This is a genomic window from Xanthomonas sp. NCPPB 4467, assembly GCF_041475665.2.
GTDB classification, from domain to species: domain Bacteria; phylum Pseudomonadota; class Gammaproteobacteria; order Xanthomonadales; family Xanthomonadaceae; genus Xanthomonas; species Xanthomonas dyei.
In genome coordinates this window covers 3,290,322-3,305,264 of sequence record NZ_CM191260.1, presented here as the reverse complement: position 1 = coordinate 3,305,264, position 14,943 = coordinate 3,290,322, and the positions used below count along the sequence as shown (strand labels likewise).

The 14,943-nt window shown below is 57.7% G+C and carries 12 protein-coding genes; 10 read left to right on the top strand and 2 right to left on the bottom strand.

All coding sequences use genetic code 11. The annotated features are described in order from the left end of the window. Nucleotides 1–7 precede the first annotated feature (7 nt). On the bottom strand, nucleotides 8–586 hold the full coding sequence (locus ACCQ06_RS14535) for a superoxide dismutase (RefSeq protein ID WP_316686610.1): 579 nt from the start codon (nucleotides 584–586) through the stop codon (nucleotides 8–10). 121 nt (nucleotides 587–707) lie between these two features. Between ACCQ06_RS14535 and grxD the strand changes: the two genes are divergently transcribed. From grxD to ppnN, 5 genes are all read left to right on the top strand, one after another. Beyond that, nucleotides 708–1,028, top strand: coding sequence for a Grx4 family monothiol glutaredoxin (gene grxD, locus ACCQ06_RS14530; protein WP_039420602.1), 321 nt, complete (start codon nucleotides 708–710; stop codon nucleotides 1,026–1,028). After that, nucleotides 1,025–1,768 (top strand): SDR family NAD(P)-dependent oxidoreductase, encoded by a 744-nt coding sequence (locus ACCQ06_RS14525; protein WP_316686608.1) that lies wholly within the window; start codon nucleotides 1,025–1,027, stop codon nucleotides 1,766–1,768. The genes grxD and ACCQ06_RS14525 overlap by 4 nt, the downstream gene beginning before the upstream one ends. Beyond that, nucleotides 1,765–2,364: a YhgN family NAAT transporter gene (locus ACCQ06_RS14520; RefSeq protein ID WP_005996031.1), complete on the top strand. Its 600-nt coding sequence runs from the start codon at nucleotides 1,765–1,767 to the stop codon at nucleotides 2,362–2,364. The genes ACCQ06_RS14525 and ACCQ06_RS14520 overlap by 4 nt, the downstream gene beginning before the upstream one ends. Before the next feature lie 374 nt (nucleotides 2,365–2,738). After that, nucleotides 2,739–5,945, top strand: coding sequence for a TonB-dependent receptor (locus ACCQ06_RS14515; RefSeq protein ID WP_228323025.1), 3,207 nt, complete (start codon nucleotides 2,739–2,741; stop codon nucleotides 5,943–5,945). A 106-nt stretch (nucleotides 5,946–6,051) separates the two neighbouring features. Further along, nucleotides 6,052–7,437 carry a nucleotide 5'-monophosphate nucleosidase PpnN gene (ppnN, locus tag ACCQ06_RS14510; protein WP_228323024.1) on the top strand — a complete coding sequence of 462 codons (1,386 nt, stop codon included), beginning with the start codon at nucleotides 6,052–6,054 and terminating at the stop codon, nucleotides 7,435–7,437. Nucleotides 7,438–7,454: 17 nt separating this feature from the next. Here ppnN and ACCQ06_RS14505 read toward each other — a convergent pair whose 3' ends face one another. Next, nucleotides 7,455–8,477 carry a sensor histidine kinase gene (locus ACCQ06_RS14505; protein WP_228323023.1) on the bottom strand — a complete coding sequence of 341 codons (1,023 nt, stop codon included), beginning with the start codon at nucleotides 8,475–8,477 and terminating at the stop codon, nucleotides 7,455–7,457. 159 nt (nucleotides 8,478–8,636) lie between these two features. Between ACCQ06_RS14505 and ACCQ06_RS14500 the strand changes: the two genes are divergently transcribed. The 5 genes from ACCQ06_RS14500 to ACCQ06_RS14480 are packed head-to-tail and all read left to right on the top strand — an operon-like array spanning nucleotide 8,637 to nucleotide 14,943. Next, nucleotides 8,637–9,227 (top strand): GspH/FimT family pseudopilin, encoded by a 591-nt coding sequence (locus ACCQ06_RS14500; protein ID WP_228323022.1) that lies wholly within the window; start codon nucleotides 8,637–8,639, stop codon nucleotides 9,225–9,227. Nucleotides 9,228–9,234: 7 nt separating this feature from the next. Then, entirely contained in the window at nucleotides 9,235–9,669 is a 435-nt protein-coding gene (gene pilV / locus ACCQ06_RS14495; RefSeq protein ID WP_228323021.1) for a type IV pilus modification protein PilV, read from the top strand. Between the two features lie 50 nt (nucleotides 9,670–9,719). Then, nucleotides 9,720–10,679, top strand: coding sequence for a PilW family protein (locus ACCQ06_RS14490; RefSeq protein WP_316686604.1), 960 nt, complete (start codon nucleotides 9,720–9,722; stop codon nucleotides 10,677–10,679). Further along, entirely contained in the window at nucleotides 10,676–11,188 is a 513-nt protein-coding gene (locus tag ACCQ06_RS14485; RefSeq protein WP_228323019.1) for a pilus assembly PilX family protein, read from the top strand. Before ACCQ06_RS14490 ends, ACCQ06_RS14485 begins: the two co-directional genes overlap by 4 nt. 8 nt (nucleotides 11,189–11,196) lie before the next feature. Then, nucleotides 11,197–14,943 carry a pilus assembly protein gene (locus ACCQ06_RS14480; RefSeq protein WP_316686603.1) on the top strand — a complete coding sequence of 1,249 codons (3,747 nt, stop codon included), beginning with the start codon at nucleotides 11,197–11,199 and terminating at the stop codon, nucleotides 14,941–14,943.

The window sequence follows — 14,943 nt, the reverse complement described above, 5'->3', positions numbered from 1 at the left end:
GCGCCTGTTAGCTCAGCCGGCTGGCCACAAAATCCCAGTTGATCAGCTTCCAGAATGCCTCCAGGTACTGCGCACGGTCCTGCTGGTAATCCAGGTAATACGCGTGTTCCCAGAGGTCGCACGCCAATAGCGGCGTGTCCGGCCCGGTTAGCGGGGTGGACGCATTAGGCGTGGCGACAACGGCCAATGCGCCATCCGGGCGCTGCACCAGCCATACCCAGCCCGAGCCGAAGCTGCTCAAGGCGACGCGATTGAATTCCTGCTTGAAGTGCACAAAGTCGCCGAACGATCTGCCGATGCCGTCGGCCAGCTTGCCGAGCGGCTCGCCGCCGCCGCGTGGCCGCAGGCACTGCCAGTAGAAATTGTGGTTCCACACCTGCGCGGCCAGATGGAACAGCGTGCCCTGCGCCTGCGCGATGATCTCTTCCAACGTCAGCTCGGCAAACTCGCTGCTTTCGATGCGCGTATTGAGCCGTTCGACCTCGCCGCGATGACAGACGCCGTGATGCGCCTCCAGGGTTGCGGACGAGAGATGCGGCTCCAGAGCGGCGCGGGAGTAGGGCAGTGCAAGGTGTTCGATCGGCATGATGGCAATGGCAGCGAAGGGAGTGCGGCGACAGGTCGCGCTGAAGGCTTACAATGCGCGCCTTTGCGGAAGTCTATCCGACCCGGCGGTCGGGCCTGCCGCTCCCAGTCAGGAGAGTCCAATGCCGGTGATGGAACGGATCCAGGCCGAAGTCGAACAACACCCGATCGTGCTGTTCATGAAAGGCACCCCGCAGTTTCCGATGTGCGGGTTTTCCAGTCGCGCAGTGCAGGCGTTGATCGCCGCCGGCGCCGATCAGCTGCGTACGGTCAACGTGCTGGAAGAACCCGAAATCCGCGCCAATCTGCCGCGCTATTCCAATTGGCCGACCTTCCCGCAGTTGTTCATCCATGGCGAATTGATCGGCGGTTGCGACATCACGCTGGAACTGTTCGAAGCCGGCGAGCTCAAGCGCATCGTCACTGAAGCGTATCAGCCGTGAGCGCGTTGCAAGACCCTGTTTTGTTGCAGCCACTGACCGGGCGGGTGGTGCTGATCACCGGCGCGGCCGGTGGGCTGGGCACCGCTGCCGCACAGGCATGCGCATCCGCGGGGGCGACCGTGGTGCTGCTGGGGCGCAAGCTGCGTCCGTTGGAGCGCGTCTACGATACCGTCGCCACGCTGGGGCCGGAGCCGTTGCTGTATCCGCTCGATCTGGCCGGTGCGACACCCGACGATTACGCTGCGCTCGCGCAACGGCTGCAGTCCGAATTGGGCGGTGTCCATGGCCTGCTGCATTGCGCGGCAGAGTTCGTTGGGCTGACGCCCGCCGAACTTGCGGCACCTGCGGATTTCGCACGCAGCATCCACGTCAACCTGACCGCACGCGCCTGGCTGACTCAGGCCTGCCTGCCCTTGATGCGGCAGCAGGATGATGCCGCTGTGGTCTTCGTCGTGGACGATGCCGTGCGCGTCGGGCAGGCGTACTGGGGCGCATACGGCGCCGCCCAGCACGCACAGCTCGGGATGATCGCCAGCCTGCATCATGAAACTGCAGCCGGCCCGGTACGTGTCCACGGCTTGCAACCTGGCCCCATGCGTACTGCGTTGCGCGCGCGCGCCTTTACCCATCAGGAAGACAGCGAGGCGGTCGACCCTGCCCGCTACGCGTCTGCCTGCGTCACCTTGTTGTCCATGGCAGGTGCCCCGCACCGCGGTGCGATCTGGAGCCCTCCCGTATGACCATTCTGTCGGCGGCGCTGCTGCTGTTCCTGATCCTGGACCCGCTGGGCAACATCCCGGTCTTTCTCAGCGTGCTCAAGCCGTTGCCGCCGAAGCGTCAGCGCTTCGTGCTGGCGCGCGAGCTGCTGATCGCGCTGTGTGTGCTGATGGCGTTCTTGTGGGGCGGCAAATACGCGCTGGAACTGATGCATCTGCGTCAGGAATCGGTGGCGATCGCCGGCGGCATCGTGCTGTTCTTGATCGGTATCCGCATGATTTTCCCACGCCCGGAAGGCCTGATGGGCGAGATCCCAGATGGCGAACCCTTCATTGTGCCGTTGGCCATCCCGCTGGTGGCCGGCCCGTCCGGTATGGCAGCGGTGATGCTGATGGGCAGCAACGAACCCACGCGTCTTTGGGACTGGAGCCTGGCGCTGATGATTGCCTGGATCGGCGCATCCACGATTCTGGCCTCGGCGCCATTGCTGTACAAATTGCTCGGCCACCGTGCACTGACCGCAATCGAGCGGTTGATGGGCATGCTGCTGGTCGCGATTTCCGTGCAGATGTTCCTGGACGGGTTGGGGACGTACTTCAAGCTGCCGGTGTCGATTTAAGGCGATTGTCATATCCGGGAACGACCCGGGCCGCGCGCCGCGTCTTGCGCGCGCGTTTGCGCAGAGTGGGCGAACGGCATTTCTGCCGGCTTTCCGCGTCTGAGAAACTTCCTGTAGAGACGCACGTCTCGCTCCCGCTGCGACCTTGCGCAGTCTGGCCGTTGCGCCGTCACATGCGAAGTTCATGTTGCAGTGCGCGAACTTTGTCACGCCGCCGTCACAATCAGGCCTTAGCGTGTTAATCTGTTGTTAACCGTTGCGGCAGCAACCAGCCGCGCGGCAAGGGACCCCAGATCATCGGCAGCCCACCCCCGGGAACGGTTGGGCTGACTGCGCCTTTTTGTCACTGCCCAACCTGTATCGAGGCTACCGAAATGACCCACCCCCGTTGTCTCCGCATGTCCAAGCTCACCCTTGGCCTCGTTGCCGCACTCGCCGCCGCCCCCGTGTTCGCGCAGAGCACCTCCGCCGGCGTCGCTGGCCTGGTCACCAGCAGCGGCGGTCAGCCGGTGCCGAATGCCGAAGTCACGATCACCCACGTCGAATCGGGCACCGTCAGCCGCGCCACCACCGATGCCAGCGGACGCTACAACGCGCGCGGCCTGCGTGTAGGTGGGCCGTACACGATCACTATCACCAAATCGGGTGAAGGCACCAAGACCGAAGAGGGCGTGTACCTCAACCTCAATCAGGTCAATAGCGTCGACGCTTCCCTGGGCGGTGACGTCACCACGCTGGGTGCTGTGCAGGCCATTGGTGGCGACTACGGCTCGGCCCTGTTCAGTGCCAACAAGATGGGCACTGGCACCAACGTGACCCGTGAGCAGATCGAATCGCTGCCGTCGATCAACCGCAATCTGCAGGACTATGTGCGTCTCGACCCGCGCGTGGCGCAGACCGACAAGGCGCGCAACGAAATCTCGGTGGGTGGCCAGAACCCGCGCTTCAATCTGATCCGCGTCGACGGTATCAGCACTAACGATGCCTTCGGCCTTGAGTCCAACGGGCTGCCGACGCCCCGCCAGCCGTTCTCGATGGACGTCATCGATGAAATCTCGGTCGACGTGGCCAACTACGATGTCACCATCACTGGCGCCACGGGCGGCGTGATCAATGCGGTCACCAAATCCGGTACCAACGAATTTCACGGTTCGGTCTACGGCACCTACCGCGAGAACGATTGGTCGGGCAAGAACCAGAACGATGTCCGCCCGCAGCTGTTCGATAACGAGACCACCTACGGCCTGACCCTGGGCGGTCCGATCATCAAGGACAAGCTGTTCTTCTTCGCCAACTACGAAAAGTACAAGGGCAAGGGCGTGTTCACCGGAGCCTCTGGCTACGGTCCGATCGGCTCGGGCGAGAGCAATATCGTTCCGATCTCGCAAGCGCAGGTCGATGAAATTATCGACATTTCGCGCAATGTCTATGGATTTGATCCGGGAACCTTGGCGCTGCCTGCGCTGGATTCGGATTCGGAAGAAAAGGGCTTCAAGCTAGACTGGAATATCTCTGATAAGCACCGCGCGTCCTTCCGCTATGGCGAGACCGAACAGAGCACTGCGAACCTCAATGGTTTTGGTAATCAGGCTTTGTCGCTGAATTCTTATCACTACGTTCGCGATTTTAGCCTCAAAACTTACACGGCTCAGTTGTTCAGCGATTGGACCGATACCTTCTCGACCGAAGCTAAGGTCTCCTATCGCGATTACTCGGCTGTGCGTACGGCTGCTTCGCAATTGCCAGCTGTAGCTGTGCGCATCGGCAACAACACCGTGAACCTGGGTACCGAGCAGAGCACCCAGGCCAACGAGTTGCGTACTGAAACGTGGAACGCCTTCTTTGCCGGTACGTTGTTCTTGAACGATCACACCGTCAAGTTCGGCTTCGACTACGAAGACAACGATTTGTTCAATCTGTTCGGGCAGCGTGTCTTCGGTTCTTACACGTTCAACTCGATTTCGGACTACCGCAATAACATTGCCCAGAACTATCGTTACTCGCAGGCAAATAGCGGGAATATCGACGATATCGCTGCGAAATGGGGAATGCGCAACGTTGGTGTCTTTGTGCAGGATACCTGGGCAGTCAATAACAACCTGACACTGACCTTCGGGCTACGTTACGACGAGCCGATGGTGAAAAATAGTCCTGCCTACAATGCGACGGCATCCTCGGTGTTCGGTTTCCGCAACGACCAGACCATCGACGGGAATGGCTTGTTCGAGCCGCGTTTTGGTTTCAATTATACGTTTGACAGTGATCGCCCGACTCAGGTGCGTGGTGGTGTAGGCCTCTTCCAGGGCGCAGCGGCAACGGTTTGGTTGTCGAACCCATACTCCAACACCGGCCTGGCCTATACGGATTACAACTTCTCTAGCCCGGCACTGGTACGTGACAACGGCATCCGCTTTACTCCGGATATCAACAATCAGCCGCGGGGCACGACTGTGGCCGGAAGCACGCAATCTGTCGATTTCGTCGATAGCAAGCTGGGGCAGCCCTCAGTGTGGAAGGCGAACCTCGCCTTCGATACGGAATTGCCGTGGAACGGAATCGTTGCATCTGCTGAAGCTGTAGTTACGAAGGTCAACGAAGCCATCTACTATCAGCAGCTGAACCTGGGTGCGGCGAGTGCAGTGGGCCAGGATGGCCGCAACATTTACTGGAACGCGAACGGTCTTCGTCCTTCCAGTTGGAATGTCAACGGCCTGCAGCCAACTGGTGTTTCAGTGGATGCACGCGGCAATCGTGATCGCCGATACAACGATGCGCTGATCGCGCGGCCCACCGACAAGGGTGGTAGCGAAAGCTTCACCGTTGGCCTGAACAAGCCCTTCAACGGCGGCGACTGGTCCTGGGGTCTGTATTACACCTATACCGATGCAGATGAAGTCAGTGGCCTGACCAGTTCGACCTCGGGTTCGCAGTTGGGCAACAACGCCGTTTTCCAGGCAAATGAAAACGTTGCCTCGACCGCTGCGTACGAAGTCAAGAACAGCATCCTGGGCACCTTGAATTGGAAGCATGCGTTCTTTGGCGATTACGAGACCAAGCTCGGTCTGATCTACCAGGGGCGCAACGGTCGTCCGTACAGCTATACCTTCGACAACGATGCCAACGGCGATGGTCGTTTGAACGACCTGCTCTACATTCCGGCCGGCCGTGGTGATGTGCTGTTCGGTTCCGCTCAAGAAGAACAGGCGTTCTGGAACTACATCGAAGGCAACGAGTATCTGGCCGCCCGTCGTGGCCAGGTTGCAGAACGTAATGGCGCACGGAACTCCTGGATCAACCAGTTCGACCTGCACGTCGAGCAGGAGATTCCGGGCTTCTTCAAGGACAACAAGGCCTCTGTCTGGCTTGACGTCATGAACGTGGGCAACCTGCTCAACAAGAAGTGGGGCCGTGTCGAGGAATATGGCTTCCCGGGTATGCGTGGTGTCGTGGAATACGGCGGTATCGATGCGGCCAGCGGCAAGTACGTATATCGCTTCAATACGCCGGACCAGTCCACGGTGTATGACGACCGCGGCATCTCCCGCTGGGCACTGCAGCTGGGTTTCCGCTACCAGTTCTGATCGCGTTTAGCGTGTCATGTGTTGCGAAAACGGCCGGGTCTTCCCGGCCGTTTTCTTTTGGGCGGGTGAGTACGCTAAAGTTCCTCAGATACGACAGGAGCAAGCTATGGAACTCAGCAGTACGGCAGCACGGGCGCTGCCGGTGGTGGATGCGCGGATCTATCCGCGTGGTGGCCTGGACGTGTTGTCCAAGGCGGAAGTGGCCCGGTTGCGCGATGCATCCAGCGGCGGCATGCACGAATTGCTGCGCCGTTGCGCGCTTGCGGTGCTGACCAGTGGCAGTGCCTCGGACGATCCGCGCGCCGCGCGCGATCTGTATCCGGATTTCGACATCCAGGTGAACCAGCAGGATCGCGGCATCCGCATCGACCTGAGCAACGCGCCGGCGATGGCGTTCGTCGACGGCGAGATCATCCGTGGCGTCGCCGAGCTGTTGTTTGCCGTCGTACGCGATCTGGCCTACATGGCCATCGAGTTGGAAGCGCAGCGCGCCGATCTGGACACCAGCGAAGGCATCACCAACGCAGTGTTCGGCCAGTTGCGCAACGCGCGCATCCTGCAGCCGTCCGACCCGAATCTGGTCGTGTGTTGGGGCGGGCATTCCATCTCGCGCGACGAATATCTGTATACCAAGCAGGTGGGCTACGAGTTAGGCCTACGCGGGCTGGACATCTGCACCGGCTGCGGCCCGGGCGCAATGAAGGGCCCGATGAAGGGCGCCACCATCGCCCACGCCAAACAGCGCAAGCATCACACGCGCTACATCGGCGTGACCGAGCCCGGCATCATCGCGGCCGAATCGCCGAACCCGATCGTCAACCACCTGGTGATCATGCCGGACATCGAGAAGCGCCTCGAGGCCTTCGTCCGTATCGGTCACGGCATTCTGGTGTTTCCGGGCGGCGTCGGCACTGCCGAAGAGATCCTGTATCTGCTCGGCATTCTGCTGCGCGAAGAAAACGCGGACCTACCGTTCCCGCTGATCCTGACTGGGCCGACCATCGCCGCGCCGTACTTCGAACAGATCGACCGCTTCATCCGCCTTACCCTCGGCAACGCGGCAGCGTCGCGCTACGAGATCATCGTCGGCGACCCGGTCGCCGTTGCGCGCCGCATGGCCGAAGGCATCCACGAGGTGCGCGCGCATCGCAAGAACCAGAAGGACTCGTATTACTTCAGCTGGTCGGTGCACATCCCGCTCGAGTACCAGCAGCCCTTCGTCCCCAGCCACGAAGCCATGGCCGCCCTGGACCTGCACCACGGCCGCCCGGCACCCGAACTGGCCGCCGACCTGCGCCGCGCCTTTTCCGGCATCGTCGCCGGCAACGTCAAGGAAGACGGCATGCGCCGCATCGAAGAGTTCGGCCCGTTCGAGATCCACGGCGACCCGGACATCATGCAGGCCCTGGACGAACTGCTGCGCGGCTTCGTCGAGCAGCGCCGGATGAAGATCTCGGGGGACTACCGACCTTGTTATCGGGTGGTGACTTGATCAGCGCCGCCTTAAGGTCAAGCTAACGGCAGATCCAGCGTGCTGATAAAAGTCCCATCGGCACGTTGGGTCGTCAGATGGGCTTGGCCGCCAAAGAACGTCTCTAGCCTTGCCTTTACCCCCGCGAGACCAATCTGATGGCCGCGGCGAGTGCTCTCTTGAGCCGATGTCAATGGATTGACGATTTCGATCTTTACCCGTTTACCTTCCAAGCAGACTTTGAGCGAGATGCAGCCGCCGTCGATGCTGGGCTCTATGCCATGACGGACTGCATTCTCGACCAGGGGTTGTATGGAAAGTGTCGGGACTTGGACGTCGGGAAGTACTGGAGGAGCTTGCCAATCGATGGCAAGGCGCCGTCCCAATCGCATTTCCTCGATTTCCAAGTAACGTCTCGCCAATGCGAGTTCTTCGCTCAGGCTGATATGGTCCGAGTTGCTCATGGCGGCTCTGAACAAGTCCGAGAGGTCAAGCAGAAGTCGCTCTGCCTGCTCGGGATGGACGTGGATGAGAGCAGCACCGGTGTTGAGCGTATTGAAAAGAAAGTGAGGACGGATGCGCGCGCGCAATGCATCCAATTGCGCTTGCTTCGCTTCTAGCGCTAATAGTCTCGCCTGCCAGTGATTGTGAAACGCCAGTACTCCGAGAATTCCTACCGTGAGTGCAATTCCTGTCGTGCGCAGGAAGGTCAGTCCCCATTCCTGAGGACTCATCTTCCAGGTTTCATGAATTGCCGCCCAAGTCGCGCCGCACACCGCCCAGGTACAAGCCAGCATTAGCCCGAGAGAAAGTGTTGCCACATGCAGGGGCTTGAGATTGGTTAGGTGTCGGCGCAGGCCATACAGGCAGGTCAAGGTCAATAATGCGACCCACTGGACTGTTAAGGAAGCGAGGCCAAAATAAACCCACCGGTTTCCGTCAAGAGCCGGGGCCAGCGCAAGGACGGCCGCGACTCCTTCCCCAGCAAGTAACGTCCAGACGATCACCGGCGCCTGGCGCAGGGTGTCCAGTGGCTGCGCTGTATGCAAGGGATTGGGCATTGAGACGTGCTGTCAAGAATCGATTGAAACATAATGCCTGCATCCGGGGTGCGCAGGGGACCCCGTTCGCACCCTCAGGCTTGCCGCCCATCGGTCATCCATTGCACCTATGGCGGCCAAACGCTAGCGTGGCATCGGGGAATGTTGAGAGGAAGAACCATGCAGTCGTTGCAATGCAACCTGCGGGGCAGGGTGCGTCTAGCTTATTGCCTTGGCTTTAGCCTGATTGAACTGATGGTCACCGTGGCCGTACTTGCGATCGTGGCGGCAATCGCCATTCCAAGTTTCACCGGACTGATCAACAGCAGCCGGCTTACATCGTCTGCCAACGAAGTGTTGGCGTCCTTGCAGTTGGCTCGATCCGAAGCCGTGCAACGCAACCAGACTGTGTTGATTTGCCCCAGCAGCGATGCTTCGAGCTGCAGCAGCGGTTCCTGGAATCAGTGGATCGTGATGGTCAAGTCCACCAATGAGGTCTTGCGAGTAGGGACTGCAAAAGCGCCACTGCTGATCCAGGCTAGCCCCGCCATTGTCAGCAACGGTAACGCAATCGAATTCCGGGCCGACGGTTTGGCGCGCGATTCAACCGGTGCGCTGCTGGTTGGCGCCGTCAGCTCCTGCTTGACCACGAATAATCCAACAGACAACGTACGTGTGCTGGTAATCGTCAGCGGTAGCCGTGCAGCCGTCCGTAGCGGTGCAAGCGACGTGACATGCGCCGCCCCTGCAAATACGCCGACCACGATATAGGGATGCAATGAAGACCATCAAGCGTAACTCCATGTCCGGTATCGGTTTGATCGAGGTCTTGATTTCTGTCGTGATCTTGGGCGTAGGCATGTTGGGAATTGCTGCAATGCAGGCAACCGCGCTGCGCAATAGTCAGAGCTCGCTTGAGCGGAGTCAGGCTGTGATCCAGGCCTACACGATATTCGATGCAATGCGCGCAAATTTGGCGGTGGCGACGGCTGGCGGTTACAACCAGGCATCCTGTATTGCGCCGACCGGTTCCAATTTAGTGTCGAACGACGTCAGTAACTGGTTGCAAGGGTTGAAGACCTCGATCAACTCCACTGCATGCGGCAAGATCACTTGCAGCGCCACCGCTTGCGAGGCAGTGGTGAGCTGGGACGACAGTCGGGCCAAGGACGGTAGCGCTACTCAGCAATTTTCTATCAAGACCCGGCTATGAATCTCATAAAGCGAGCACGTCCATCCCGATCACGCATGCGCGGAGTCACGTTGATCGAGCTGATGATTGCACTTGTGTTAGGGTTGTTGGTGGTCGGTGCTGCAATCGGTATTTTTGTGGCCAATCGTCGTACCTATAGCGCCACTGAAGGCCTAGGGAGAGTTCAGGAAAATGTGCGTACGGCATTCGAGCTGATGGCGCGGGATGTGCGCGAGGCATCCGGCAATCCATGCGTCAACAGCGTTCCGATTGCGAATGTCGTGAAAAACAAAGCCGGTAATTGGTTTACCAATATCGATACGTGGAATTCCGGTATCACGGGAGTAGAGGGCGCGTTTTCATCGGGCTTGCCCGCAAACGGGACTGCCACGGGGACACGGGTAGCCGGAACCGATGCGTTGCAAATTCTGGGGTCAGGCTACGAGGTGGCAACGATTGCATCAGACAATACGGGAGCGGCTACATTTACTCTCAACATGACCGTCGCAGCCGCAGGTATCAATGTCGGTGATGTTGTGGTGGCGTGCAATGCGCGGCAGTCGGCAATTTTCCAGGTCAGCGCTGTCAGCGGCTCCAATATTACCCACGCAGTGTCTGGCGTTTCCCCCGGCAACTGTTCAACAGGGCTGGCAATGCCTGTCTGTGGAGGCTCGCAGTTCGCATTCGTCGCGCCGGGCTCTGTAGTCGCCAATCTACATGCTGCGCGCTGGTTTATCGGGACCAACGCAAGTGGCACGAGATCCTTGTATCAGTCCCAGATGGTTTATGCGGGGGGGGCACTGAGCCAGCGTAACGACGAGGTGCTTGAAGGCATCAATGACATGCAATTGCAGTACTTGATGAAAGGCGAAACGTCTTATGTGGACGCTACCGCCGTCTCCGATTGGTCGGCAGTCATCGCGGTAAGCGTACGCCTTCAAATGCTGGATACAACCCGTGTCGGACCTGCCGGTGAACCTATCAGCCGCACGCTTAGTCATGTGATCGCTCTTCGGAACCGTAATGCATGAATACTCTTGACTACCCAAGACAAGCCGGTGTCTCACTCATTGTGGTGCTGTTGCTTTTGCTGATTATGACCCTGTTGGGCCTGGCGGTATTGCGTAGCACCGTTCTGGAAGAGCGGATGGCATCGAATCTGGTCGACCGCGGCAGAAGCTTTCAGGCGGCAGAAGGTGCCGTCCGGGAGGCGGAAGACCGCATCAAATCGACTGCCACGCTGACCATACCCAGCAGTGGCTGTAATGATGGTATCTGTGCGACGCCCGTGGCAACCGACGCGGATCGCTGGCTTGCAACTAGTCGTACCGGATGGCGTACTGCTTCTTTGACGGTAGATTCCACCGCCGCGCCAAAATACATCATCGAGTATATGGGTGATGCGCCAACGTGGCCGGCATGCGACCGCATTTCGCCGATACCTGCACTATGTTTAGCGCCTAGATATCGCATCACCGCCGTCAGCGAAGGTAGTGGGCGCTCTCAGGTGCTGCTCCAAACCAACTACATCAAGCAGTAAGGCTGACCATGAACATTCCAAAAGGTCCATTCCGTCGGCGTACTGCTGCACTTCGCACGGCGCTTCGTGTGCCCATGCTCTCCATGCTGGCAACTTTGCTTTCATTGCCTGCGAATGCGGGCATCACGCTACCGACCGACCCGTTGACCACGGCGAGCCGCGTGCCGCCCAACATCATGTTTATCTTGGATGACTCGGGTTCGATGGCGTTTGGAGACCTTGCCAACCCAGATTATCCTACGATTTGCCGACGCGATACTGATGGCGGCGCCTGCAGTACGGGCGATGCGCTCGACATCACAGACAATACCTATGTTGGTAACACTGTTTTTTACAACCCTGCAACGAACTATCAGCCCTGGTTGACAGCTGCGGGAGTGTTAATGACTGGGGGAACGTCATACAACGCTGTTTATGGTGATTTCAATAAAGCAGGCGGTACTGTCGTCGATCTTGCTAATCCGGCAAGCTGTGGGAGCTTCGATCAAAATAGTAACGCTAATGGCACCGGGACAAATGCCAAAGTTTGCGGCGGAGTGCAAATATTTTATGCTCCAAAGAATTTGGGGAATACCTCGTCCAACTATCTGTCGAATTCGAATAACTATTATCGCTATCAAATAATTGATGCTAATACGGTTGTCCGTAGCGAATATGGTGGGGTTACGAGTGCTAATTCAACGCCCGCTGGGTTTCCAGTTTCTACTTCTGCTTCAAGAAATCAAGTAGACACCTATAATGTCAGTGTGCCCGCAAACGGAGTGCTCACTGTCGGTGCTTCGTCAAATTCCCCGGTGACGCTGACGGTCAGGAATGCTACAAGCATTTCAGTCGATTGCACTCAAAACGTAACAGGGAGTCAGTCGGGGACATGTAGTGTGAAGCCATCTTCAAATGCAACATATGTTGTGCAGGTTTCGCGCGGAAATGTTAGTGGCAGAGCAACATATACCCTAAGTGCAAATGTTTACGTCGATAATCGTTGCGATGCGAGCACGGCGGCAACGACCAGCGCTTGGATTAATTGTACGGCGGTGACGCCTACTGGGAAGACAGCGGCTGCTGAGGCGACGAACTATGCGACATGGTTCTCTTACCATCGCACGCGTATCAAAGCAGCAAAAGCAGGGGCAGGGCAGGCCTTTAGTGATCTGGGGGCCAATGTGCGTGTCGGATTCAGGACCATCTGGTCACGTAACAATCTTGATATTCCTGTGAATGATGGCAATCAGGGGTTGTTCATGGATCGTGCAGCGTCTGGTGGAGCTGCGGCGACGAGTGCGCGGACTAATTGGTATAGCCGCCTTTATAATGCATCAGGATATAACGGTACTCCGCTGCTAGATGCGTTGGATACTACCGGGAAATATTTTCAAGGTTCGGCTGCTACCGGTCCCTACGGCCCTGAAGCCGGTAATGATCAATACGCATGCCGTCAGAATTTTGCAATCATGACGACCGATGGCTACTGGAACGGAACTACTAGCGCAAAGCCTGGTAATCAGGATGGAACAAATGGTGTGACCTACAGCGGCCCGAATGGCTTGCCAGCTCCGTACGGCTACACAGCGAACGTTCCTTACTCAGATACTTACTCCAACACTCTGGCCGACGTTGCCATGCAGTACTGGAAGACCGACTTGCGTTCGGATCTTGACAACATCGTTCCGACCACAAATGCAGACCCTGCTTTTTGGCAACATATGGTCACGTTCGCCATCGCAATTGGTGCACGTGGTGTGTTGAATCCAAGCACGGATCTGCCAGGTCTGACTGCTGGTACCAAGAGCTGGCCGGATCCCAATACGAGTTACACGGGCAATAATGATGTCTTGGCTCGCCTAGACGACTTGTGGCACGCATCGGTCAACGGAAGGGGAACATTTCTTTCCGCTGCTGATCCTAATGCATTTAAACTCGGTCTGACCGCGGCACTGTCTACCATTACTCAGAGGACCGGTTCATTCTCCAACGTTTCTGCAACGTCAACTAGCCTTGATGGCGGTACGATGGTGTTTATGGCTAGTTACCTCTCGGGGATATGGACCGGTGAGCTCAAGTCATATCCGGTGGTCAATAAGGACGTTTCGGCCACCGCGACGTGGAGCGCTTCTGCAGGAATCCCCACCAGCAACCGAAAAGTCTTTACTTGGAGCGGTTTGACTGGCGCTGCTTTTCCAACCACGGCCCAGACACTTGCATTGGGGCGTACTGCGGCTCCAGCAGTGTCAGGTGTAGACAATGCAGCCTACATCACAGGAGATCGCAGTAAGGAGATTGTGAATGGTGGCCTGCTACGTAATCGCACCTCACTCCTGGGCGATATTGTCAGCTCTTCGCCTGCATATTCAAGCGACACCAATACTGTCTATGTTGGTGCGAATGACGGTATGCTGCATGCCTTCAACGCAACCACCGGTGCAGAGCAATTCGCTTATATCCCTTCTGCAATCAACTTTTCCGATCTGAGTAGCCTAAGCGCACCAACGTATAGTCACCGTTATTTCGTAGATGGCCCGGTTGTGCTGTCCACACCTGCCCAGACGCCCAATAAGACCCTATTGGTTGGTGCGTTGGGTAAAGGTGGCAAGGGCATTTATGCGCTTGATGTTACTGCGCCAGCCAGCTTTTCTGCTAGCAATGTGAAGTGGGAGCGTTACGGCGCTGCCGCTGATCTCGATGCTGGTAATGTTGGACTGGTGCAGGCGCGTCCGTTTATCGCCAAGCTCAATAACGGTGTCACTGCGCTTGTTGTTGCCAATGGTCTTAACAGTACGAATGATCAAGCGGTGCTGCTGATTTATGACTTGGAGACCGGTGTGCTGATCAAACAAATCAGCACTGGTGTTGGTTCGTCGAGTGCGCCTAATGGGCTTTCCGGTGCAACCGGTTGGGATACCGATGCGAGCGGTACGGTGGATTATGTTTACGCGGGTGATATGCTCGGCAATGTTTGGAAGTTCGATCTTTCAGCCACTGCCGTAACGAGTTGGGGTGTTGCAAATTCGAGTAAACCCCTGTTCACGGCTTCCTATCCAACGGGGACGTCAAGTACTGCGCAGCCGATCTCCGCCACTATGACGGTTGCGTTGAATCCCAGTACGTATGACATCTGGCTGTTTTTCGGTACTGGCCGTTTCATGACGACCGGTGATATGACCGACAAGACTGGGCAAAGCTTGTATGGAATCATCGATACAAGTACCTCTTCTTCTAATACCAGCCTGGCTCGCAGCGCGCTGACTACTCGCTCGGTTGTAGTGACTGGGACCCAGGGCGGATTTCCAGTGCGAGGCTTTGAGGCGAATTCGATATTGCCCGTTGGTTCTAAGGGTTGGTATATCGATCTCTTAAAGCCTGCTGCAACGACCGGTGGGGCCGCCACGCTAGATGGCGAACGTGTCGTCACAGAGGCGCAACTGCTCAATAGGACACTGGTAGTGAGCAGCATCATTCCCACTGCGAGTGCATGCCAGGCAGACGGTACTGGGTACATCAATGCGCTGGACGCGTTTACGGGTTCCAGTAGCACGGAGTCTTTCTTCGACCTCGATGGCGATGGCGATTTTAAGGACGAGACAGTAGGTGGTGTACCTGTTGGGTCAGTCAACCTTGGTGTGGGCATGCCAACGCTGTCAAATATCTTACGCGGCAAGATCGTTGTCGGTGGTTCCAGCGGAAATTTGGGCGGCCTCAATATCGCGGATAACCGCAATGCTGGGCGAGTGTCTTGGCGCGAGATTATCAGGAACTAA

What these genes read in the sequence shown, in the direction of transcription:
- ACCQ06_RS14535 (WP_316686610.1), bottom strand. Translation starts at nt 586, where the DNA reads ATGCCGATCGAACACCTTGCACTGCCCTACTCCCGCGCCGCTCTGGAG.
- grxD (WP_039420602.1), top strand. Translation starts at nt 708, where the DNA reads ATGCCGGTGATGGAACGGATCCAGGCCGAAGTCGAACAACACCCGATC.
- ACCQ06_RS14520 (WP_005996031.1), top strand. Translation starts at nt 1,765, where the DNA reads ATGACCATTCTGTCGGCGGCGCTGCTGCTGTTCCTGATCCTGGACCCG.
- ACCQ06_RS14515 (WP_228323025.1), top strand. Translation starts at nt 2,739, where the DNA reads ATGACCCACCCCCGTTGTCTCCGCATGTCCAAGCTCACCCTTGGCCTC.
- ppnN (WP_228323024.1), top strand. Translation starts at nt 6,052, where the DNA reads ATGGAACTCAGCAGTACGGCAGCACGGGCGCTGCCGGTGGTGGATGCG.
- ACCQ06_RS14505 (WP_228323023.1), bottom strand. Translation starts at nt 8,477, where the DNA reads ATGCCCAATCCCTTGCATACAGCGCAGCCACTGGACACCCTGCGCCAG.
- ACCQ06_RS14500 (WP_228323022.1), top strand. Translation starts at nt 8,637, where the DNA reads ATGCAGTCGTTGCAATGCAACCTGCGGGGCAGGGTGCGTCTAGCTTAT.
- pilV (WP_228323021.1), top strand. Translation starts at nt 9,235, where the DNA reads ATGAAGACCATCAAGCGTAACTCCATGTCCGGTATCGGTTTGATCGAG.
- ACCQ06_RS14485 (WP_228323019.1), top strand. Translation starts at nt 10,676, where the DNA reads ATGAATACTCTTGACTACCCAAGACAAGCCGGTGTCTCACTCATTGTG.
- ACCQ06_RS14480 (WP_316686603.1), top strand. Translation starts at nt 11,197, where the DNA reads ATGAACATTCCAAAAGGTCCATTCCGTCGGCGTACTGCTGCACTTCGC.